At 28.8% G+C, this 22,995-nt stretch carries 16 protein-coding genes; 6 read left to right on the top strand and 10 right to left on the bottom strand.

Annotated elements, in window-relative coordinates:
• Positions 1–8: 8 nt before the first annotated feature.
• Complete coding sequence (locus ABDX67_RS07810; protein ID WP_347174414.1) at positions 9–590, bottom strand: MiaE family protein; 582 nt, start codon at positions 588–590, stop codon at positions 9–11.
• A gap of 113 nt (positions 591–703) precedes the next feature.
• Between ABDX67_RS07810 and ABDX67_RS07805 the strand changes: the two genes are divergently transcribed.
• The gene (locus tag ABDX67_RS07805) at positions 704–2,527 is read left to right on the top strand and encodes a cation:proton antiporter (protein ID WP_347174413.1); all 1,824 of its coding nucleotides are present in this window, start codon (positions 704–706) and stop codon (positions 2,525–2,527) included.
• Between the two features lie 86 nt (positions 2,528–2,613).
• Here the strand turns inward: ABDX67_RS07805 and ABDX67_RS07800 are convergent, their stop codons facing one another.
• Together ABDX67_RS07800 and dnaX are read right to left on the bottom strand one after the other, a co-directional pair.
• Positions 2,614–3,393, bottom strand: a complete 780-nt coding sequence (locus ABDX67_RS07800) for a hypothetical protein (RefSeq protein ID WP_347174411.1) — start codon at positions 3,391–3,393, stop codon at positions 2,614–2,616.
• A 70-nt stretch (positions 3,394–3,463) separates the two neighbouring features.
• The gene (dnaX, locus tag ABDX67_RS07795) at positions 3,464–5,158 is read right to left on the bottom strand and encodes a DNA polymerase III subunit gamma/tau (RefSeq protein ID WP_347174410.1); all 1,695 of its coding nucleotides are present in this window, start codon (positions 5,156–5,158) and stop codon (positions 3,464–3,466) included.
• 144 nt (positions 5,159–5,302) lie between these two features.
• Between dnaX and msrA the strand changes: the two genes are divergently transcribed.
• Positions 5,303–5,950: a peptide-methionine (S)-S-oxide reductase MsrA gene (gene msrA, locus ABDX67_RS07790; RefSeq protein WP_347174408.1), complete on the top strand. Its 648-nt coding sequence runs from the start codon at positions 5,303–5,305 to the stop codon at positions 5,948–5,950.
• Between the two features lie 113 nt (positions 5,951–6,063).
• Here the strand turns inward: msrA and ABDX67_RS07785 are convergent, their stop codons facing one another.
• The 7 genes from ABDX67_RS07785 to ABDX67_RS07755 form a co-directional block, all read right to left on the bottom strand.
• Positions 6,064–6,894 (bottom strand): hypothetical protein, encoded by an 831-nt coding sequence (locus tag ABDX67_RS07785; RefSeq protein WP_347174407.1) that lies wholly within the window; start codon positions 6,892–6,894, stop codon positions 6,064–6,066.
• Between the two features lie 301 nt (positions 6,895–7,195).
• On the bottom strand, positions 7,196–8,200 hold the full coding sequence (locus tag ABDX67_RS07780) for an alpha/beta fold hydrolase (protein ID WP_347174405.1): 1,005 nt from the start codon (positions 8,198–8,200) through the stop codon (positions 7,196–7,198).
• A gap of 265 nt (positions 8,201–8,465) precedes the next feature.
• Positions 8,466–10,238 (bottom strand): AMP-dependent synthetase/ligase, encoded by a 1,773-nt coding sequence (locus ABDX67_RS07775; RefSeq protein WP_347174403.1) that lies wholly within the window; start codon positions 10,236–10,238, stop codon positions 8,466–8,468.
• 76 nt (positions 10,239–10,314) lie between these two features.
• Positions 10,315–12,075 carry an AMP-dependent synthetase/ligase gene (locus tag ABDX67_RS07770; protein ID WP_347174402.1) on the bottom strand — a complete coding sequence of 587 codons (1,761 nt, stop codon included), beginning with the start codon at positions 12,073–12,075 and terminating at the stop codon, positions 10,315–10,317.
• Positions 12,076–12,312: 237 nt separating this feature from the next.
• The gene (locus ABDX67_RS07765) at positions 12,313–13,089 is read right to left on the bottom strand and encodes a pentapeptide repeat-containing protein (protein WP_347174401.1); all 777 of its coding nucleotides are present in this window, start codon (positions 13,087–13,089) and stop codon (positions 12,313–12,315) included.
• A gap of 56 nt (positions 13,090–13,145) precedes the next feature.
• Positions 13,146–14,468, bottom strand: a complete 1,323-nt coding sequence (locus tag ABDX67_RS07760) for a sensor histidine kinase (RefSeq protein ID WP_347174400.1) — start codon at positions 14,466–14,468, stop codon at positions 13,146–13,148.
• Positions 14,469–15,839, bottom strand: a complete 1,371-nt coding sequence (locus ABDX67_RS07755; RefSeq protein ID WP_347174399.1) for a sigma-54-dependent transcriptional regulator — start codon at positions 15,837–15,839, stop codon at positions 14,469–14,471. It lies immediately after the preceding gene.
• Between the two features lie 160 nt (positions 15,840–15,999).
• On the opposite strand from ABDX67_RS07755, the gene ABDX67_RS07750 reads away from it, so the two are divergent.
• The 4 genes from ABDX67_RS07750 (at position 16,000) to ABDX67_RS07735 (ending at position 22,943) form a co-directional block, all read left to right on the top strand.
• Positions 16,000–17,244 carry an efflux RND transporter periplasmic adaptor subunit gene (locus ABDX67_RS07750; RefSeq protein ID WP_347174397.1) on the top strand — a complete coding sequence of 415 codons (1,245 nt, stop codon included), beginning with the start codon at positions 16,000–16,002 and terminating at the stop codon, positions 17,242–17,244.
• 86 nt (positions 17,245–17,330) lie between these two features.
• Positions 17,331–18,032 (top strand): ABC transporter ATP-binding protein, encoded by a 702-nt coding sequence (locus tag ABDX67_RS07745; protein WP_347174396.1) that lies wholly within the window; start codon positions 17,331–17,333, stop codon positions 18,030–18,032.
• A gap of 76 nt (positions 18,033–18,108) precedes the next feature.
• Positions 18,109–20,526 (top strand): ABC transporter permease, encoded by a 2,418-nt coding sequence (locus ABDX67_RS07740; protein ID WP_347174395.1) that lies wholly within the window; start codon positions 18,109–18,111, stop codon positions 20,524–20,526.
• Between the two features lie 2 nt (positions 20,527–20,528).
• Entirely contained in the window at positions 20,529–22,943 is a 2,415-nt protein-coding gene (locus tag ABDX67_RS07735) for an ABC transporter permease (protein ID WP_347174393.1), read from the top strand.
• Positions 22,944–22,995 lie beyond the last annotated feature (52 nt).

Below are 22,995 nucleotides of genomic sequence, written 5' to 3'. Positions count from 1 at the left end.
TGTTATTATTATCCGTGAACTTTCGCTTCTGTACCACGATTTCGCATCATCTCTGCTTCAAAAGCAACTAAAGAATTCCATAATTTGTCAACAGTTTCTCTTTCTTCATATTCACGTGCAAAGCCTAAAAAAACAGTATAATGATTGGCTTCAGAAATCATTAAATCCTTATAGAATTTAGATAATTCTTTGTCTTCCATATTTTCAGAAAATACTTTAAAACGTTCGCAACTTCTCGCTTCAATCAACGCGGCAATCAATAAACGTTGTATCAAAGCTTCTTTTCTATCGCCCGTTTTTTTGAAGAATTTCATCAACTGAATAGCATAATCGTTCTTTTGTTCTCGCCCTAAAACCATTCCGCGTTTTACCATAAAATCGTGTACCATTTTAAAATGCTCCATTTCTTCGATGGCAATTTCGCTCATTGCTTGCACCAACTTCGTTTCTTCAGAATAATTGATAATGATAGAAACGGCATTTGACGCTGCTTTTTGCTCTAAAAAAGCATGATCTGTTAATATTTGCTGTAAATTATCTTTGGCAATTTCTGCCCAAGAAGTTTTGGTTTCAAACTGTAATCCTAACATAAATTTTTCTTCTAAAATAGAAAAACAAAATTACTGATAATTTATAGAAGCATCATGGCTGGTTTTATTGTTTTTTTTTTAACTTCCCAACCAAATTTTAAGAGAATTAAAGTATGTTAGAATTAGCAGGAATTATCATTTTAGGAATATTAGCACAATGGGTTGCATGGAAATTTAAAATTCCAGCAATTTTACCATTAATTTTAATTGGTTTATTAGTTGGACCAATAGCTGCAGAATATATAACAAGTGATGGTTCTAAATGGATTGAACCAATTTGGGATGGAAAAAAAGGATTATTTCCTGGAGAAGGTTTGTATTATTTTGTTTCTCTTGCAATTAGTGTAATACTTTTTGAAGGTGGATTGACATTGAAACGTGAAGAAATTAAGAATGTTGGACCTTCAATAACAAAACTAATTACTTTAGGTTCTGCTGTAACTTTTTTTGGCGCTGGTGTGTTAGCACATTATTTATTTAACTTAAGCTGGCAAATATCTTTTCTTTTTGCGGGATTGATTATTGTAACTGGACCAACAGTTATTACACCAATTCTTAGAAATATTCCACTTAAAAAAGATGTATCTGCCGTATTAAAATGGGAAGGAATTTTAATTGATCCTATTGGCGCATTAGTTGCCGTTTTAGTTTTTGAATTTATTAGTGTTGGTGGCGATAGCGGTTTTACTAAAACTGCTTTAATGGAATTTGGTAAAATATTATTATTCGGAACATCCTTCGGGTTTACCTTTGCGCATGCGTTAGCATTTGTAATCAATAAAAAATTAATTCCACATTATTTATTAAATGTAGTTTCCTTATCAACTGTACTTTTAGTTTTTGTTGAGTCAGAAGTTTTTGCGCATGAATCTGGTTTATTAGCAGTTGTTGTTATGGGAATGGTTTTAGGAAACGGAAAATTAAAAAATTTAAAAGAACTATTATATTTTAAAGAATCGTTAAGCCTTTTACTAGTTTCAATTTTATTTATACTTCTTGCTGCAAATATAGATATTGATGATTTAAGACTATTATATAATTGGGAAACCGTTATTTTATTTGTTGTAATTGTTTTTGTTATTAGACCTGCAGCTGTTTTTCTTAGCACTTATAGATCTAAATTAAAAACCAACGAAAAGTTATTTATAAGTTGGGTTGGACCAAGAGGAATTGTAGCAGCAGGAATTGCATCTTTATTTGGAAGTAAACTAATAAAACAAGGTGTAGAAGGAGCAGAGTACATCACACCTTTAGTATTTATGATTGTACTTGGTACGGTTTTATTAAATGCAACTACGGCAAGGTTATTTTCTAAAATTGTTGGTGTGTTTTTAAAGTCATCTGACGGAATTTTAATTATTGGAGCTTCTCCAGCAGCAAGATTAATTGCTACTTATTTAAAACAAAATGATAGAAGAGTAGTATTGATTGATAGTAACCCGAATCACATTAGAAAAGCCGTAGAAATGGGACTTGAAGCGATTGAAGCAAGTGTTTATGAAGATGATTTATCAGAAAATATAGAATTAAATGATGTTGGTTATTTAATGGCATTAACCGGAAGTTCTGTTGTAAATGAACACGCATTAGCAAAATATAAAAATAATTTTGGCGAGCAAGGTTCGTATCGTTTAATTTCATCTGATGAAATGAAAAACACTAATGAAACTCCAAATGTTGGCTTGTTTTCGCAAACAGATGATTTTATTAATTTAAGTGAAGCTGTTAGAGAAAACCCACAAATAAATAAAGTTGATATTACATCTAATGAAGATTACATCACCAAAATAGGAAGGATAAATGCCGAAATTGGTTCAATTCCTATTTTTGTAAAAAGTAATGATGGAGTTATACATATTATTTCTTCATACTCAGAAGAAATGAATGTAGAAGAAGGAAATACGATAATTTATTTAGGAAAGAAAATAGAGTTTTAATCAAAAAGAACTTCTTAAGGTTTTTTTCTCAAAATTTCTTGTAAAACTATCATTGCTGTAAATACAAGAATCTAAATAAAATTAGTTTAATTACTCCAACTTTTTTCAAAAGAAACCCCTTTGTGTAGTTGTTTTGTTAGCGATGTTAAACCGGCATTTTTAATGATGTAGATTACTTTTTTTGGCCAGGTTTTCCTGAAATTATAAGAATTTAATTTACCACCAATTCCGTTGATAAAATGGATTGCAGTTTGTTCTTCTAACAAGATGTTTTTACCATGTTTAGCAACTAAAGAGTCCATCTTTTTACGAGTTTCACGATAGACTTTTATTCTACTTTTTCTTCCAATAAAAACAGTCACAAAATCGTTGATATTAGCAACATGAGCATTCGCTTTTGCAATTGGATGGTGTTTAAAATAACCTAACTGAAATTTTGTTCCGGCAATTGATTTTGGTCTGTAATCCTTCTTTAAACTTTCGGGTCTATTTTCCCATTTTAATTCTTTTTCAGAATACTTTATAATTTCTAAAGAATCAAATAAAATCTTTTTAGTTTTTAAGACTCTTGGCAAACGTAAAGCAGGCAATTCTGTGTCGCCTCTTCTGGTTCCTAAGCTTAAAATATTTCCAGTAATTTGTCCAATATAACCACTGTCCCAACCAGATTCTAAACCTGTAATTGCTAATAATGCAGCTGGTGGTATATTATTATCTAAGCATAATTGTGTTGCTTTTTTAGACATTCCTTTGTAAAAAGATTTTACATGAGCGTATTTGCGTAAACTGTATTTTTTTGTGTTTTCTTGTTGAGAAAAACAAAATATACTTGTAAAAAAAAATAAAGATGCAACTATCTTTTTCATTATCAGAATGTTAAGTATTGATTTGATTTTGGATTATGTTAAAGATATAAATTTAACAACGCTGCGCAAATTATACGTCTAATTTAAATACATCTTTTAACTTAGCCATTGCAGGATTTTTCTCTAGTAATTTCGAGTATTTTTCTTGTGGTGTATATGCAAATTTTTTGACTACAGTTTCATTTACAAGAATTGAAAGATCAATTCCGTAATTGTTTAAAACAGTTCTAAGATGTTTTATAAGTTTTGGTTTTTCTTTTTCAATCTGACTTTGCATTAACGTATTTGGTAATGTCAAACTAATTTTAAAACCTTCACTTAAAACAGGAAAATCTGCATTAAAAGTAGCCGCTATACTTTTTTGACCACTTTTAATTAATTTTGAATGATACATTTTCCACGCTTTTTCTAGTTCTTTTTGTGTAAAAACATCTTTTGGATGATTGTCGAAATTCTCATCAATAACAACTTCTTTTTTGTCTTCTTTTTTTATGTGAACACTTTTTAAAGACAAAGAAGATGTTCTTCTCTCAACATTTTTAAGAACAGGTTTTGGCGGAATAACCTTTGGAATTGGTTTTTTTGGCTCTTCAACTTTAGTGATGATTTTTTTGTTTTCAACTGTTTTTACAATTGCTTTTGCAATAGGAGAAAGTGATGTGAAAAATGTAGCTGGAATTATGTAGTTAACTGACTTTTTTTTTTCTCCATCAAAAGTGATAGAGGAAATTTGCATTAACGTTAATTCAACCAATAATCGTTGATTTTTACTAGCCTTATAATTTAAATCGCAATCATTTGCTTTGTTTATCGCTGCAATTAAGAAAGGTACATTTGCTTTGGTAGATTGCTCTAAATATTTCTTTTTAGCAGTATCTCCAACTTCTAATAAATCAACAGTAGCTTTATCTTTTGCAACTAATAAATCTCTAAAATGAGAAGCCAAACCATTGATAAAATGATGACCTTCAAAACCTTTTGATAACACTTCATTAAAAGCAATCAAAACCTCTGGAATTTTATTTTCTAAGATTAAATCGGTTATGTTAAAATAAACATCGTAATCTAACACGTTTAAATTTTCTGCAACAGCTTCTCTTGTTAAGTTTTTTCCAGAAAAACTAACAACTCTATCAAAAATTGACAAAGCATCACGCATAGCGCCATCTGCTTTTTGGGCGATAATGTGCAACGCATCATCTTCTGCTGTAATTCCTTCTTTTTCAGCGATAACTTTTAAGTAATTTTTTGCATCTAAAACGCCAATTCTTTTAAAATCAAAAATTTGACAACGTGATAAAATAGTCGGAATTATCTTATGTTTTTCTGTAGTTGCTAAGATAAAAATAGCATGCGCTGGCGGTTCTTCTAAGGTTTTTAAAAAAGCATTAAAAGCAGCTTGAGACAACATGTGAACTTCATCAATAATATATACTTTATACTTTCCTGTTTGTGGCGGAATTCTAACTTGATCTGTTAAATTTCTGATATCATCAACAGAATTGTTTGAAGCAGCATCTAACTCAAAAATATTAAAAGCAAAATCTTCATCTGTAGAAATGTTTCCAGCTTGATTTATTTGTTTTGCTAAAATTCTTGCACATGATGTTTTTCCAACTCCACGTGGACCAGTAAACAATAAGGCTTGTGCTAAATGATTGTTTTTTATAGCATTCTCTAACGTATTGGTTATTGCCTGTTGACCAACAACATCAGCAAAAACCTGTGGTCTATATTTACGTGCAGATACTATAAATTGCTCCATGAAATCATTTATTCTTTATAGAAACAAATGTAAGTAACTCGATGGCGTTTTACAACTAAACTTGTATTTGGATTGCTAAAGTTTTTAACAATTGTATAAATTCTTTTTATCTTACGACCAAGTTGAAAAATAGAAATCCATTTTATGAAGTTTTTAAAATCTATACTTGCTGTAACTCTTACTTTATTACTTTTTTTAATGTTTAGCTTTTCTAATTTTCCTGAACAAAAAACCAATTATAGATTAGACAATCAAGAGATGAAAATTGCATATTTCGCAAGCGGATGTTTTTGGTGTGTCGAAGCTATTTTTGAAAGTGTTGATGGAGTAGAGGAAGCGGTTTCTGGTTATGCTGGCGGATTTACAAACAACCCAACTTATCAATCAATTGGAACAGGGAAAACAGGACACGCAGAAACGGTTGCCGTATATTACGATCCCAAAAAGGTAAGTTTTAAAACACTCGTGAAAGTTTTTTTTGGTTCTCATGATCCAACCACAAAAAATGGTCAACATCCAGATTATGGTTCACAATACAGGTCTATTGCTTTTTATCAAAATAATACAGAAAAAAATATTATTGAGCATTTTATAAAAGATCTAAACGATTCTTTTTATAATGGTAAGATAGTAACTGAAGTAACAGAGTTAGAACAGTTTTATCAAGCAGAAGAATATCATCAAAATTATGAAAAGTTAAATCCAAATAATCCATATGTTAAGAACGTTTCTGTTCCAAGATTAAATCGTTTTAAAAAGAAATTTCCAGAATTGTTAAAAAAAAGAAGCTAAACACTAAACAAAAAAAGCGCCACCAGTAGGCAACGCTTTTATATGCATCCTTAATACACAATGAAGTATAAACAATGTTTATACAGTATTATTTAGACAATTAAGTCTTGTTTTTATTGATCTTCTAATAGAACATACTGTACATACATTCTATAAGCACCTGGTTCAGCAAAACTTTTGTTATTGTTACCTGCAGCTCCACCTGCTAAAACTGTATTTGCATTAGCGTTGGCAACAATGTTTTCTGCAACAGTTGCATCTGCATTATAAGCATTTGGAAAAATTGCTGGATAACCTGGTAATATTCTATAATCTATTTTGTAGTAAAAATTTGGATTGTTTTTCTTTATGTTAGAATAAAAGCTTCCTGCTGGCATATAATCTTTTTTATCTCCGCTAGAAAGTCCACTTTGACCAGCAATATATTTTCCGCTTCTATTTGGTGGAGTTGCAGATCCATCAGAAGCAACATATAAACTATTTCCAGCACTTGATCTAAACGGATTTGTGAAATCTTGACTGTAATCTGGATAGGTTGCTAAACTTCCTTCTGTTGCTGTATTGATTTGACTTTGCTTAATTTCTAATAAACTAAGCGGTAAATTTGCCACCGAATTTACATCAGATCCATAACTTTTTTCTTGTTCCCAAAAAGTACTTCCATTAGGGTTGTCTTTTATAGTTCTACCAACAGCATATAAATCCCACTTAACAGTAGAAGTTACTTTTAAAATGGTTGCAGCGTTTTTTACGATTCCGTTTGCAAGATCTTTTTTGTTGTTAAAAACAAAATTAATTTGTTCTGGTGATGTCATTTCTAATTGTAAAACGGGTTTTAAATCCATTAGAAAAGAAACTCCAGATTGACTACTTTTTTGAGCTTGAATTACAGTAACGATTCCAATTAAGAATAAACTTGTTACTAATTTTGATACATTTTTCATAATACACGTGTTTTAAGGATTACTAGTTATTTTTATTTTTTTGTTTAACCTTCCTAAAGCACCTGCATTTAAATGCAGATGCCATTTAGGAGGGGTTAACATCTTTATTGTCAGAGCAATAATTAGATAAACCAATTGTTGCGTAGACGGTTTTTATTTAATCTTTAAATTGAAAAACGATGTTTAAAACAATTGCTAATACTGTAGGGATTCATTAGCAACACCACATATTTAGAGGATTCTGTGGTTCGAATCTTTTGACTATAAACTGTACTTAAAATCTTTTCTTTATTGCTAAAATTTAAATTTTTTGTATCCAGTTAATAATCGTGTCTGTAGCTTTTTTATCGATGTTATAAATAACATTAGATTGCAAAGCGCCAGCAGTTAAGTAATGATTTAAATTATTCATTACTTTTACTGTTATTAAGGGGTTATTGTATTTTTTTAACAAGCTAACTTCCGTTTTGGGGTTTATAAATTTATCTTCTGTTCCAATCAGATAAATTGTCGGAATTTGAAGCTGTTTGTAAACAGTTTCATAATCTTGTTTAAAAAGGTTGATATGTGTTAAGCTCCAAAATTTGATATCATTTAGTTTAAAACCTTTTTCTTGAATGGTTTTAATTCCTAAATCTCTTAGCGCTAAATCACTTATGTTTTTATATTGTTTTGTTATTTGTATTAAGGTATCTAATAAAGCAATAGTTTCTTCTACCGTTTTATTTTTGATTTTATATTGTGGAAGTGTTTGTATTTGATACTTAGATGCTTCAGAAAAGTTTTTTACAGGTGAAGCAATTTGAATTAAGAAATCTACCTTTGTTGTAGAATTTAAGCTGTTGTTGCTTGCAATCGCAGAAGCCATTCCGCCTAAACTATGACCAAGAATACCAATTTCTTTATTCTTAAATTCTGGTAAAGATTTTAGATATTTAATACAATAAGAAACATCATCTGTTAAGGGTTCTATATCTGAAGTAAAATTACCTTGAGATTTTCCAACGCCACGTTCATCAAATCGATAAACAGCTATATTGTTTTCTAAAAAAGTGGTTGATAATTTATAATGTGAGTAGCGAGTATCTTTGCCAGAACCGGGAACGATAATTACAATCTTTTTGTAGGAAGTTTTGGGTGTTAATAATGTACCAGATAAACGGATGTTATCTATATGATTAAAGAAATCTATATCTAAACTTGTATAGTTTTCTTTACCTTCTATTTCCTTTTCATGAGAAAATATGATTTGACCATTAACGAATGTACACACCAAAAGGAGTGACATTAGAATGATTTTTTTCATAATATTTAAAATATAAATACGATTTTACATTGTATTATATCTTATTTAGGTCAGCGGGTAGTACTATTAATGACGAATTTTAAGGGAATTCATCTGATAAACTAGGGTTGTTTATCGTTTCGTATTTAGGGAGTTTTAGGAACGTGAATTCCTAAAATTAAATTCGGTGCAAATATATACTTTTTATTTAATTCTAAAAATAAAAATTTAACTAAGAAAAAAACCACAAAAAAAAGCGTTACTTTATGGTAACGCTTTATGTTTTTTATCCTCTGTAAATCTCTTCATATAGGTCTTTATAAATTTCTTTGATAATTTTTCGTTTCATTTTCATTGTTGGCGTTAAATGTCCACCATCAATAGACCATTCATCTGGAGTCAATTTAAACTTTTTAATAGTTTCCCATTTTCCAAACTTTTTATTGCAAAAGAATACTTCTTCTTCAATTCTTTCAATTACTTTTTCGTTAGAAGCAATATCTTTATTGTCTCCTAATTTAATATTTTTTCTTTCAGCCCATTCTCTAACAAATTCAAAATTTGGTTGAATAATTGCTGCTGGCATTTTTTCATTTTCCCCAATAACCATAACTTGTTCAATAAAACGAGATTGTTTTAATTGGTTTTCTATTAAAGCCGGAGCAACATATTTTCCTCCAGAAGTTTTAAACATTTCTTTTTTACGGTCTGTAATTTTTAAAAATCCGTCTTTAGAAACCTCTCCAATATCTCCAGTATGAAAATAATCACCAGTCATTACTTCTGCAGTTTTTTCTGAATCTTTGTAATAACCTAACATAATGTTTGGACCTTTTACTAAAATTTCTCCGTCTTCAGCAATCTTAACTTCTACTTTATCAATAATTCTACCAACGGTACCAACTCTAAAACCACCATTATTTTGATCGTTTACAGAAACAACAGGAGAAGTTTCTGTTAAACCATATCCTTCCATAATTGGCATTTCTGCGGCAGCAAAAAAACGTGTTAATCTTGGTTGTAGAGCAGCACTTCCTGAAACCATTAAATCTAATCGACCTCCTAAACCTTCTTTTATTTTTGAAAATATTAATTTACGTGCTAAGGCTAATTTTTTCTCGTACCACCAACCATTTGCTCCATAAGGTTCATATTGTAAACCAATATCAATTGCCCAATAAAATAATTTTTGTTTGATTCCTTTTAAATCTGCTCCACGTCCATAAATTTTATCGAATACTTTTTCGTATAATCTTGGAACGGCAGTCATAACATGAGGTTTAATTTCTTTTAAATTATCGCTCATTTTTTCAATAGATTCTGCAAAATAAATTTCTACACCACAATATTGATATAGGTATAAAATCATTCTTTCAAAAATATGACAAACAGGTAAAAAACTTAAAGCTTGACTTTCTCCACTCACTAACGGAACTCGTTTTTCGCTCGCTAAAACATTTGAAACAATATTACCATGAGATAACATTACACCTTTTGGTCTTCCAGTTGTTCCAGAAGTATAAATAATAGTTGCTAAATCATTAGAAGAAACAGCTTTTTTATGTTCTTCAACTTCTGGCTGATTACTTTCGTCAGAACCAAGCTGTAAAATTTCACTCCAATTATGTTCTCCTTTTACGTCATCAAACGTATAAACTCCTTTTAATTGTGTGTTTCCTTTAACTTGATTTAATTTTTCTAAAACAGTTTCATCAGAAACAAAACAATAAATAGCTCCAGAATGATTCAACACATATTCATAATCTTCTTTAGAAATAGTTGGATAAATTGGAATGTTTTGTGCTCCTAATTGTAAAATACCAATATCAATGATATTCCATTCTGTTCTGTTTGTGGTTGATATTACAGCAATTTTGTCATCCTTTTTTATTCCTAATCTAAGTAAACCTCGACTAATTTGATTTGCCTGATTAATATATTCTTTAGTTGTTATTGAATACCATTTATTATCTTTAAAAGAAGTTAGTGCTTTTTCTAGATTGTATTTTTCTAGCTGATAATAAGGAAAATCGAATAAACGTGTAATTGTTGATGACATAAAGTAACTATTTGAAAGTATTGCAAAGTATAAAAAATAGCTCGATTTTACAAGATAAATTTATGTAGTTACTTTTTTAAGAATTATATATTTTTTGAAATAAATATTTGTACTTTTTTTTAATATTTTTTCGTTTCATTTTCATAGTTGGAGTTAGTAAATCTGCTTCAATAGTCCATTCCTCGGGTGTTATTTCAAACTTTTTTATTTTCTCCCAATTTCCAAAGTTTGCATTACAAATATCAATTTCTTTTTGTACTCTAGAAATAAGGTTTTTATCTGTTGCGACATCTGTTATGAAATAGTTTTTTCTTTTTGCCCATTCTTTTACAAAATCAAAATTTATTTGAATTAAAGCCGCTGGCATTTTTTCACTTTCTCCAATCACCATTGCCTGCTCAATAAAACGAGATTGTTTTAAGGCACTTTCTAAAACAGCTGGAGCAATATATTTACCACCAGAAGTTTTAAACATTTCTTTTTTACGATCTGTAATTTTTAAAAAGCCTTCTTCATCTAAGGTTCCAATGTCTCCAGTATGCAAATAACCATCAATTATGGTTTTGTTTGTGAGTTCTTCGTTTTTATAATACCCTAACATTATGTTAGATCCTTTTACTAAAATTTCTCCGTCAGCAGCAATTTTAATTTCAATTCCATTTAAAGCTTTTCCAACTGTACCAACTTTAAATTTACCATTTCTTAAATCGTTAATAGAAACTCCTGGCGACGTTTCTGTCATTCCATAACCTTCAAAAATCGGAATTCCTGCAGCGTTAAAAATAGTTATTAAACGTTCTTGTAAAGGTGCGCTACCAGAAACCATAAAACGTAATTCACCTCCTAAAGCTTCTGCCCATTTGCTAAAAATTAACTTACGAGCAATTTTTAATTTAAAATTATAAAATGCTGTATTCTGGTTGTATGGTTTGTAGTTTTCAGCCAAAGCTAAAGCCCAGAAAAAAAGTCCTTTTTTTATTCCAGATAACCCATTTCCTTTGGCTACAATTTTATCAAAAACTTTTTCTATCAACCTTGGAACAACCGGCATAAAATGCGGTTGAATCTCTTTTAAATTATCTCCCAATTTATCTATTGATTCTGCAAAATGAACTTCAAACCCCATGAAATGATAATAATAAGAAGCAAAACGTTCAAAAATATGATTGATTGGTAAATAACTAATTACTCTATGATGATTGCCTTCTAAATCTAATGCTTCTGCACTAACAAGTGTGTTTTCTACAATGTTTCTGTGTGATAGCATCACGCCTTTTGGCGTACCAGTTGTACCAGAAGTATAAATAATTGTTGCTAAATCATCTGCCTTTACATCTTTTTTATATTTTTCAACTAAAGGTTGATTAGCTTCTGATTTACCCAACTCTAAAAATGAACTCCAACTAGTTTCTACATTGATTTCATCAAAAGTAAAAACTCCTTTTAACTTAGTTCTATCTTTAACTGCTGTTACTTTTTCTAACAATTCTTTATCAGAAACAAAGCAATACAAAGCATCAGAATGATTGATGATATATTCGTAATCTTTTTCAGATAATGTAGGATATAACGGAACGTTTTGTGCGCCAATCTGTAATGTACCAATATCTAAAATGTGCCATTCTGGTCTGTTATTAGAACTAATTACAGCAATTTTATCATTAGGTTTTATTCCTAAATTTAATAATGCTCTACTTGCAATATTTGCTTGTTTAATAAACTGTTGAGTAGAAATTGATTTCCAGATTGTATCCTTTTTATAGACATAACATTTTTCTTGAGGAAATTTTTCTTGCTGATGATAAATAAAGTCAAATAATCTTTTTGGTTCAATCATAGATAAAAATATTGCAGCAATATAAATAAAAAAGCGCTATCTGTTTAGATAACGCTTTGTTGTAAATATAAATTTTTAAGAATAAGCTGGCTTTATAAAATAAAGCCAGCTGTTTTAAGAATAAGTAAGCCCCTAATCTCACTTAAACTAAGCTATTAAATATTTTTGAGGAATCATATTTCTTTCCGCAATATAAATAGTTATTAGTTTAAATTCAATGGGTATTAATACGTGTTTTTATTGATAGCTAAATTTTTTTCCATTAATGCTAGCATATTTTGCATCAACATCATATTCTACATGCATTCCTGCAACATCAAATTTACCTTTTACTTTTGTGTATTTTATATCTAAATCTTCTTCGAAGCGTGTTTTATTAAAAGAAACGCCGTCTCTAAATTTTGTATATTTAAAAATTGCAGACTCTTTAAAAATTGCATTAGCAAAACTTACATTGTTGTTGAAAACAGCATATTTAAAAGTAGATTCTTCTCCAAAGATTGTTTTTGAAAAACTAATATCTCTTTTAAAATCAGCATATTTAAACGAAGTATCACCATTAAACTTACTATCAGAAAAATCGGCATTAGTTTTAAAGTGCGAATATTTAAATTGCGCCATTTCTTTAAAAATACAGTTTTTGAAAATTGCCATATTATCAAAATTTGCTACAAATGTATAACCCGATTCTTCTTCGTGGATGTAAGCAAAAACATTATCTTCAAACGTACAGTTTTCAAAAGAAATTTTTACATCAATTTGCTTTTCTACTTTATTGCTAGAACTATTATTGCTCCACCAACTGCTTTTTCGTCTTTTAGGTAATTTTTTTAATTGATCGTCCATAAAAGTAAAATCTAAATTACCTACAATTGTTACATTTTTGTATGTAATATCTTTTCCGTTTTTGATATCTCTCATAATATCTGAAGCGTTTATTCTTGTTTGTGCGATGCTTATTGTTGTAAATAAGAGACAAACAATAATAGCTGTTAGTTTTAAACTATTTTTCATAATTGATTCTTTAATGTTTGTAGTAAAGACAAGGTTTTTTTAGAATTGTTACAGTTTTAATTTATAAATGTAATAATAAAAGAAGTTTTTCCTTTTTTAGAGTTAAATTGAAGTGTTCCGTTATGCGCTTCTATAATGCTTTTAGAAAGCGTTAAACCAATTCCAGAGCCATCTTTACGAGTTGTAAAATAAGGAATAAATACTTTGTCTTTTATTTCATCAGAAATACCAATTCCATTATCAATTATAGATAAATGTGTTCTGTTTTTATCAGAAGTAATATTGATTTTAATTACTGGTTCTGTAACGTTTTCGAAAGAATGAATACAATTAGAAATTAGATTTATAAGTACTTGTTCAATTTGTTGACTGTCGGCATTTAAATTATAAGAATTAGAAATTTTAAAGTCGATTTTAATATTTTTTTGAGAAAACTCTTGATCAAATAGCAACAAGGTATTTTTAATGATTTCTGTTAAATTAACTTCTTCTTTTTGTGGTAAAGGTAATTCTGCTAACTTTCGATATGTATCTACAAATGATGTTAAATGACTCGATCTTCGTTTGATAATTTTTAATCCTTGAGATAATTCATCAATGGTGTTTTCATCTGTGTTTTCTTCTTGTAATAACGAATCTAAATTTTCTGCTAAACTACTAATAGGCGTAATGGTGTTGATAATTTCATGAGACATTACATTCATTAATTTAAACCAAGCTTCTTTTTCTTTTTTATCAATTAATTGCTGAATGGTTTCTAAACTAATAATTAAATAACCATATTCATTTGTTTGAGTAACAGAAGTTTTTAAAAAGAAATTTTCTTGTTCATCGTTAATCGTTAAAGAAATGGTGTGTCTATTTTCTTTCCAATCATTTATGTAATCGGTGAGTGTACCAATTTTTTTGTTTAGTAAATTCCAATTGTAAAATTTGGGAATTTTTAAAAAACTGGTAAATGCTTTATTGATTTGAAAAACCTCAATTGTTTCTGATCTATCTTTTCTTAAAATAAGAATTCCGATGCTTAAACTTTCTATAATATTTGTAAAAATTAATTCTTCTGATGTTTTTTGAAGATTATTTTTCCTGTGTTTTTCAAGCAGTAACGCTGTTTTGTTGTGTAAAGGATTTTTTCTTTTTTCAGCAGATATTGTGTTTGAGTAATCATCAAACAATAAACAGTCCATAGATTTTTCTATATCACTAAATAACTTTTTAAGATAATCTATCAATAAAAACAATTGAAAAACTATAAGAAATAAAAAGCCAATTGTATTAATAATATAGGCATTTGTGTAGCTGTTAAAAACAACAATTCCGTTAAGGATAATTAATAAAACTCTAACAATTATTTGAATGTATTGCGGTTTTCCCATTTATAATTGATGCTTTTCTAATCTTCTATACAAAGCGGCTCTTGTTAAGCCTAAATCTTTTGCTGCTCTAGAAATATTCCCTTGATGTTTTTCTATTGCTTGTTCTATTAAGATTTTTTCTGTTTCCTCTAAATTTAGACTATTTTCTAATTGTACCGTTGTTTTTTTTGCAGAAAAGTGTAAATCTTCTGGCATAATTTTGTCATTATCTGTAATAATTACAGCTCGTTCAACAATATGCTCAATTTCTCTAATGTTTCCAGGCCAATTATAATTATTTAATCCATTTATTGCTTCTTTACTAAAACCTTCAATTTTTTTTCTGTACTTCTGATTCAGTTTTTTCAAGAAATAATTTGCCAATAATTCTATATCTTCTTTTCGATTACGAAGTGGCGGTAAGTTTAATTCTATGGTATTAATTCTAAATAATAAATCTTGTCTAAAAGTTTGTTCATCAACCATTTGATGGATTGGCGCATTGGTAGCACAAATAATACGAACATCTAAATCTCTTTCTTTTCCTTCTCCTAAACGCGTTATTTTTCTGTTCTGAATAACGGTTAGTAATTTAGATTGTAAATGAAGTGGTAAATTACCAATTTCATCTAAAAAAATGGTTCCACCTTTTGCCAATTCAAATCTACCTAAAGTATCTTTTTGTGCGTCTGTAAAGGCTCCTTTTGCGTAACCAAATAATTCGCTTTCAAATAAGTTTTCGTTCAAAGATCCTAAATCTACATGAATAAATGGGTGGTTTTTTCGTTCAGATTGTAAATGAATTTCTTTTGCAAATACGTATTTTCCTGTTCCGTTTTCACCTAAAATTAAAATGTTAGCATCTGTCGGAGCAACTTTTTGGACTAATTTAATGGCAGAATTCATTGCCGGAGAATTCCCAATAATATGTTCTGTTTTTTGATGAAACTCTTTATCTTGTTGTTCTTGTATAGTTTCTAATTGTGTATTTTTTCTTTTAGAACGCGATAATTCTACACCAGCATTTACAGCAGCATATAATTTTTCTGTAGTCCAAGGTTTTAAAATAAAATCTGTTGCTCCTTTTTTTATCGCTTCTACTGCCACATTTACGCTACCAAAAGCCGTCATTAAAATAACGGTAGTTTCTGGACTAACTTCTTTAATATGTTTTAACCAATACAAACCTTCTTTTCCGTCTTCAAAACCAATACGATAATTCATATCTAACAGCACAACATCCAAACTGTTTTTGGAGAAGTGCGAATTTATTTTCTGCGGATTATTTTCGGTAATAATTTCTGAAAAATATTTTTTTAAACTGATTCTTGCAGAAAATAAAATATCAGTATCGTCATCAACAATTAAAATAGTGGCTTCTTTTTTTCTCATACCGCATAATTAACACATTGTTTGAATATGAACAAAAAATTGTTCGAAAATGAACACACTTAAATGTAGGCTTTTTTTTAAATAATTGATTTTTAGTTGATTAAATTTTGATATTCCGTGGCATATTTGTGGCTTATACATAATCAAACAAATAATAAAAATGGATAAACAAATTCAACCTAAGAATAAAAAAACAAAAAAAATATTGCTTTGGGGAATTCCTGCGGTTTTTTTGTTCGTGTTAGTTTTAGTAAACATGACCAGAAAAAAGCAGATGAATTTAAAAAAAGATTCAATAAGTATTAGAGAAGTTATAAAAGGAGATTTTGAAGACGTTATTTTATTTAATAGTACTGTAGAGCCAACTACTTCTGTTTTGGTAAATGTAATTCAAGGCGGTTCTGTTTCAGATATTTTTGTAGAAAGTGGACAAACAATTAAAAAAGGAACTCCGCTTTTAAAAGTATACAATCCAAATGCAGAATTAAATTATTTAACACAAGAAACCGCAATGGTAGAGCAGATTAATAATTTAAGAAATCTACGTGTAAACATTAAGAATCAACAATTAAACTTAGATCAACAATTATTAAGTATTAATAATGATTTTAGAAACGCAAAAAGACAATATGAATTAGATTCTACTTTATATCAGAAAGAAGTAATTGCAAAGAATGATTATAAAAAAACATTACAAGAATACACGTTTCAAAAAGAAAGAAATGATGTGATTAAAAAAAGTGTTTCTAGCGAAAAAGAAAGTAGAAATGTTCAATTAACAAACATAGATACTTCATTATTAAACATGGAGAAAAGTCTTCAGTTACTTAGAAAAAACAAAGAAAACTTTATTGTAAAAGCTCCTGTAAGTGGTTTGTTGTCATCATTCAATCCAATTTTAGGAGAAAGTTATAATCAAGGACAGCCAATTGGTAAAATGGATGTTTTAGATGGATATAAATTAGTTGCAAAAGTAGATGAGTATTATATATCAAAATTAAGAGAAGGAATTAATGGGAGCGTTGCTGTGAACGGAAAAAACTACGATGTTAAATTGTCTAAAATATATCCAGAAATTTTAAGCGGACAATTCAAATTAGAAATGAGTTTTAAAAATGATTCTCTTTCAAGCGATGTAAAAAGAGGGATGTCGTTAAAATCTAAAGTGTTTTTATCGGGTAAAAGCAAAGCTTTGTTATTGCCAAAAGGATTGTTTTATCAAAGCACAAATGGCAAATGGGTTTTTGTTTTAAATTCTGATGATAAAGCCGTAAAAAGAACCATTAAAATTGGTAGAGAAAATCCGTTTTATTACGAAATTTTAGAAGGATTAGAAGAAGGAGATAGAGTAATTACATCTAATTATGATGATTACAAGAATGTAGAAGAAGTTAATATTAATTAGTTGCAAAGTCTCAAAAAAAAAATAGTAAATGTCAGTTCGAGCGGAGTCGAGAACTATTATAAAATAAAAATTTAAAAACATCTAAAATGATAAAAATAACAGATTTAGTAAAAGTATACAGAACAGAAGAAGTAGAAACAACAGCTTTAAATAAGTTGAGTTTAGAAGTGAAAAAAGGCGAATTTGTTTCCATAATGGGTGCTTCAGGTTGTGGTAAATCAACCTTATTAAATATTATCGGATTATTAGATGCACCAAACAATGGAAGTTATCTTTTTGATGAAACAGAAGTTGCAAAGTTTAATGAAAAACAACGATCAGAATTGCGTAAAGCCAACATCGGATTTGTATTTCAGAACTTTAATTTAATTGATGAATTAACGGTGTATGAAAATGTAGAATTGCCATTAATTTATAACAAAGTAAAAGCATCAGAAAGAAAAGAACGCGTTACAGAAATTTTAGAACGTATTGGTATTGCACATAGAGCAAAACACTTTCCGTTACAATTGTCTGGTGGTCAACAGCAAAGAGTTGCGGTTGCAAGAGCTTTGGTAACAAACCCTAAATTAATTTTAGCTGATGAACCAACAGGAAATTTAGACAGTAAAAGCGGGAATGATGTAATGGAATTATTAACAGAATTGCACGCAACAGGAGCAACAATTGTTATGGTTACACACTCATCTTATGATGCACAATTTTCGTCGAGAATTATTACTTTAAAAGATGGTGAAGTAATCTCAGAAAAAACAAATGAACATAAAATAGATGTTTTAGTTAAGTAACTTTTTTATAGAAAAGAAAAAAAGAAAAGTTTCATCTAGCTTAAAGCATATTGCTTAAGGCGTAAAGCATATAATAATGTTTCAAATTTGGTTTAAAGTATTTTTTAGAAATAGTAAAAAAAATTGGTTAAATGCTCTGATAAATATTAGCGGTTTAACACTTGGGTTAGCTGGTTTATTAGTCGTTTTATTGTATTTAAATGAAGAGAAAAGTTACAATCAATGGAATCCTAACAAGGATGAAGTTTACAGAGTAAATTTAAAACGTCCAAAAACTGGTGATGTTTGGTTTACTGTAAATGCAGGGATGTATTTAACATATCCAAAAGAAATACCAGAAGTTACAGAATCTTTAATGGTAAATCCATTTTATAGAAGTAGAGTTGTTCAATATAAAGACGCATTTGAGTTTACTGATAAAGTAACTTTTACAGAACCTCAATTTTTTGATTTTTTTCCTTTCGAAATTATTGAAGGTTCTTCCCAGAAATTTGCTGAAACAAGAACAAACATTGCAATTTCTGAAGCCTATGCAGAACGCATTTTTAAAGGTGATAAAGCTGTTGGTAATTCAGTAATAATGGGTGGAGAAAATTATATAGTTACTACAGTTTATAAAACTCCTAAAAACTCACATCAAGAACCTGATTTGTTACTTCAATATGGTGAAGAATTTCAAGTTCATTGGGGAAATCATAACAACGAATTATTTTGTAAAATTTCTAAAAATGCAGATTTAAAGGCAGTTATAGGGAAAATGAATCAAGTAATCATTGATAAAGCTTATAAACCTACAGCAGAAGAAAATGGATTTACAGTAGAAGAATTTGAAAAACGATACGGAATACCAACAGTGCTTTTAGATAAATTGGATACAATTTATTTACATAATACGGCAAAAAGAGCTGGTCCAAGCGGAACAGGAAATTATCAACTATTAATGGTATTATTGGGTTTGTCTATTTTATTAATTGTAATCTCTTGTGTAAACTTTATCAATTTATCAATCGCATCTGCAAGCCAAAGATCAAAAGAAGTTGGTGTTAAGAAAACATTGGGTTTATCAAAAAAACAATTACTATTTCAATATGTATTTGAAATTGTTTTTCAAGGCTTGGTCTCATTTATTATTGCATTAATAATTGTTGAATTAGCATTGCCTTTTTTTAATGAATTTGTGCAAAAAGAGATTTCAATATTGCATACAAATTCCTTAGTAACATTATTTATAACTGCAGTTTTAATTTCATTTTTTGTAGGAAGTATTCCTGCAATTTATTTATCAAATTTTAAAGCGATAGAAGTTTTAAAAGGAAGTGTGGCAAAAAGTAAAAAAGGAAACTTAGCTAGAAACTTTATGTTAGGTATCCAATTTTTAATATCAGGTTTTTTTATAATAACAATGCTAATTGTTGGTAATCAGATTAATTATATGATGCAAAAAGATCTTGGTTTTGATAAGGAACAAGTGCTAATTGTAGATGTATATAATATTAAAAACGAATACAAAAAGTACAAACTAACAAAAGAGGTTTTATCTAAAAACGAAAACATTATCGCAGTTACTTCTAGTATGTTTGTGCCAGGTGAAGGTTTTGTAAATGGTACTTCTTTAAGGCATAAAATAAATGATAAGAGTTTTAACTCTGCCTCTAATATTGTTGATTATAATTACCTAGATTTTGCTAAAATTAAGCTTTTAAAAGGAAGAAACTTCTCTGAAAAATTTGCATCAGACACTTTAAAAATAATCATTAATGAAACCGCGGCAAAAGATTTAGGAATCTACAATAAACCTTTAGGAGAAAAATTAAATTTAGGTTGGCTAGAAGATAATCAACCAGGTTTTGAAGTTGTCGGAATGATACAAGATTATCATTTTGATGGGTTTGATACTGAGATTCAGCCAATGTTTATGGTACTTTGGGAAGCTATTGATTTTCCAGAGGGATGGTTGCCAGCAATTCAATTCAAAATTAAACCAAATAATATAAACAAAACAATTACAGAGATTGAAGATTTTTGGAAACAAAATATCGATGCCAAATTTCCTTTTTCGTATGAGTTTTTAGATAAAAAATTTGCAAAGACATATGCAAAATATCAAAAACAACAAACCTTGTTTTTAATATTATCAATACTGGTAATTTTAATTTCTCTTTTAGGATTGTTTGCTTTGGCTACGTTAACAATTCAGCAGCGATTAAAAGAGGTTGCTATCAGAAAAACATTAGGTGCATCTGTAAAAGAAATTATGTTTCAGTTATTGAAAAACTTCCTTAAAGTTGTTTTAATTTCTTCGGTACTATTAATTCCGATTGCTTATTATTTTATGCAAAATTGGTTAGAAAACTTTGTGTATAGAATAGATATACCATTGCTTCCGTTTATAATTACACCCATTATTTTAATTGTTTTAGTATTTGCAGTTGTAGGTTTTAAAGCCTACAATGCAACAAAAATAGATTTGATTAAATATTTAAAATTCGAATAATTATGTTACAAACTTGGTTTAAAATATTTTATAGAAACAGCAAAAAGAATTGGCTGAATATCGTTGTCAATATTTTTGGGTTAACAGTTGGTTTTGCAGGTTTACTATTAGTTTTATTGTATTTAAATGATGAAGAAAGTTATAATGCAACAAACCCAAATGTAAATGAAGTTTACAGAGTAATTCATAAATTATCTGATGGAGAAGTTTGGGACAGTAGTACCAATATTGAAGGACCAAAATATCTAGAGGATATTCCGGAAATAACAAATTATTATTTAAGTGATGGTTGGTATGGAGATTTTGTAGTAAAAATTGATGGCAAGGATGTTTTTACTCGTGATATGTTGAGAGGCAATGCTAGTTTTTTTGATTTTTTTCCTTTTAAAATTACAGAAGGAAGTGTAAAATCATTTAAAGAAGTAACTTCAAATGCTGCAATATCAGAAGAACAAGCTAAAGTTTATTTTGGTAATAAATCTGCAATTGGTAAAACAATAACATTTGAGAATAGAACTTATGTTATAACAACAGTTTATAAAATAGAAGGCAAACATTTTTATATGCCTAAAGTTATTACTCAATTTGAAAAAGAACAAGAAGGTCATTGGGGAAGTTTTTCTAGCACTTTATTTGTAAAAACCAACAAAGGTGTTCTTTTAGAAGATGTAAATAAAAAAACAAATGATGTTTGGTTTAAAAATGCTACAGAACCACAAGCAAAAGTTGAAGGACTTTCTACAGATGAATTTTTTGAAAAATACGGAGTAACAGTCATTCTTGAACCGTTAAAAGACATCCGATTAAAAACAATTTCAGATCAAGCGGGTCCAGAAGGAAAAGGAAGTTATGATTTAATTATTATTATGTTGTCTTTATCAATATTATTGATTTTAATTTCTTGTGTAAACTTTATAAACTTATCAATTGCATCTGCAACACAAAGAGCAAAAGAAGTAGGTGTAAAGAAAACTTTAGGTTTATCAAAATTAATTTTAATAAGACAATATGCTTTAGAAATTGTTTTACAAGGATGTATTGCTTTTATTTTATCATTAGTAGTAGTTGAGCTTATTTTACCTTCTTTTAATGATTTTATGAATAAAGAAATATCCATTTTAAATTTCGAATTACTGCTTAAAGTTGCAGTTATTGCAATAGTTATATCTGTAGTAATTGGTTTTATTCCAGCTATTTACTTATCAAAGTTTAAATCTGTAGAAGTATTAAAAGGAAATGTTTCTAGAAGCAAACAAGGTGTTTTTGCAAGAAATCTTATGCTTGGAATTCAGTTTTTAATTTCTGGATTTTTCTTAACAGGTTCGTTAATCATTTACAATCAAGTAGATTATATGATGAGCAAAGATTTAGGTTTTAAAGGCGACCAAATAATTGTTGTATCAATGAATGAATATAAAGATAGATATAAGAAATTTTTATTGGCAAAAAAAGAGTTATCAAAACATCCAAATATAGATGTTGTAACAAGCAATTCTTATATTATTGGTGGCGGAAGTTCTAACTCTACCAATGTTAGTTACAAAGATATTTCTGTGCAAACCAACGGTAACGCAATTGATTTTGATTATCTGCAAACGCTAAACATAAAAGTTTTAAAAGGTAGGTTTTTACAAGAAAACATAAGTTCTGATACTATAAAAAATATTTTAATTAATGAAACTTTAGCAAAAGCGTATAATATTTATGATGATCCAATCGGTAAAAAATTAAGAGTTGGTTATGGAGATTCTAAAGCTAAAGATGGTAAATACGAAATTGTTGGAATGGTAAAAGATTATCATATTAACGGACTCGATTCTAAAATTCCTCCAACACTATTTTTTAATTGGGATACTGTAAATTGGATGAAGCAAAACTTTTGGATGGTTCAGTTTAAAATTAAACCTAATAATGTAGAAGAAACTTTAAAACACATAGAAAACTATTGGAAAGATAATATAGAACAAGGATATCCCTTTAGTGCACAGTTTCTAGATAAACGTTTTGCAAGAACGTATAAGAAGTACCAGAATCAACAAACACTATTTTTAATCTTAACTTCTGTTGTTATTATTATTTCATTATTGGGCTTATTTGCTTTAGCAACGTTAACCATTCAACAACGCTTAAAAGAAGTGGCAATTCGTAAAACATTAGGAGCATCAGTAAAAGAAATTATGTATCAATTAATAAAAAGTTTTCTAAAAATTACTTTAATTGCCTCTGTAATCTTAATTCCAATTGCCTATTACTTTATGCAAAATTGGTTAGATAATTTTGTGTATAGAATTGATATGCCAATAATTCCGTTTATTATAACGCCAATTATACTAGCTATTTTAGTTTTTGTAGTTGTTGGATTAAAAGCATACAACGCAACAAAAATTGATTTAATTAAATATTTAAAATTTGAGTAAAATTAGAATATTTTGTAAATAAAAAAACAGCTTTTGAAATATTTCAAAAGCT

The organism is Polaribacter uvawellassae (genome assembly GCF_039748955.1).
Taxonomy (GTDB): Bacteria; Bacteroidota; Bacteroidia; order Flavobacteriales; family Flavobacteriaceae; genus Polaribacter; species Polaribacter uvawellassae.
The sequence above is the reverse complement of the archived record's forward strand: the minus strand, read 5'-3'. Positions and strand labels throughout refer to the sequence as shown.

Coding starts and splice junctions, on each gene's coding strand:
- ABDX67_RS07810 (WP_347174414.1), bottom strand. CDS start 590: ATGTTAGGATTACAGTTTGAAACCAAAACTTCTTGGGCAGAAATTGCC.
- ABDX67_RS07805 (WP_347174413.1), top strand. CDS start 704: ATGTTAGAATTAGCAGGAATTATCATTTTAGGAATATTAGCACAATGG.
- ABDX67_RS07800 (WP_347174411.1), bottom strand. CDS start 3,393: ATGAAAAAGATAGTTGCATCTTTATTTTTTTTTACAAGTATATTTTGT.
- dnaX (WP_347174410.1), bottom strand. CDS start 5,158: ATGGAGCAATTTATAGTATCTGCACGTAAATATAGACCACAGGTTTTT.
- msrA (WP_347174408.1), top strand. CDS start 5,303: ATGAAGTTTTTAAAATCTATACTTGCTGTAACTCTTACTTTATTACTT.
- ABDX67_RS07785 (WP_347174407.1), bottom strand. CDS start 6,894: ATGAAAAATGTATCAAAATTAGTAACAAGTTTATTCTTAATTGGAATC.
- ABDX67_RS07780 (WP_347174405.1), bottom strand. CDS start 8,200: ATGAAAAAAATCATTCTAATGTCACTCCTTTTGGTGTGTACATTCGTT.
- ABDX67_RS07775 (WP_347174403.1), bottom strand. CDS start 10,238: ATGTCATCAACAATTACACGTTTATTCGATTTTCCTTATTATCAGCTA.
- ABDX67_RS07770 (WP_347174402.1), bottom strand. CDS start 12,075: ATGATTGAACCAAAAAGATTATTTGACTTTATTTATCATCAGCAAGAA.
- ABDX67_RS07765 (WP_347174401.1), bottom strand. CDS start 13,089: ATGAAAAATAGTTTAAAACTAACAGCTATTATTGTTTGTCTCTTATTT.
- ABDX67_RS07760 (WP_347174400.1), bottom strand. CDS start 14,468: ATGGGAAAACCGCAATACATTCAAATAATTGTTAGAGTTTTATTAATT.
- ABDX67_RS07755 (WP_347174399.1), bottom strand. CDS start 15,839: ATGAGAAAAAAAGAAGCCACTATTTTAATTGTTGATGACGATACTGAT.
- ABDX67_RS07750 (WP_347174397.1), top strand. CDS start 16,000: ATGGATAAACAAATTCAACCTAAGAATAAAAAAACAAAAAAAATATTG.
- ABDX67_RS07745 (WP_347174396.1), top strand. CDS start 17,331: ATGATAAAAATAACAGATTTAGTAAAAGTATACAGAACAGAAGAAGTA.
- ABDX67_RS07740 (WP_347174395.1), top strand. CDS start 18,109: ATGTTTCAAATTTGGTTTAAAGTATTTTTTAGAAATAGTAAAAAAAAT.
- ABDX67_RS07735 (WP_347174393.1), top strand. CDS start 20,529: ATGTTACAAACTTGGTTTAAAATATTTTATAGAAACAGCAAAAAGAAT.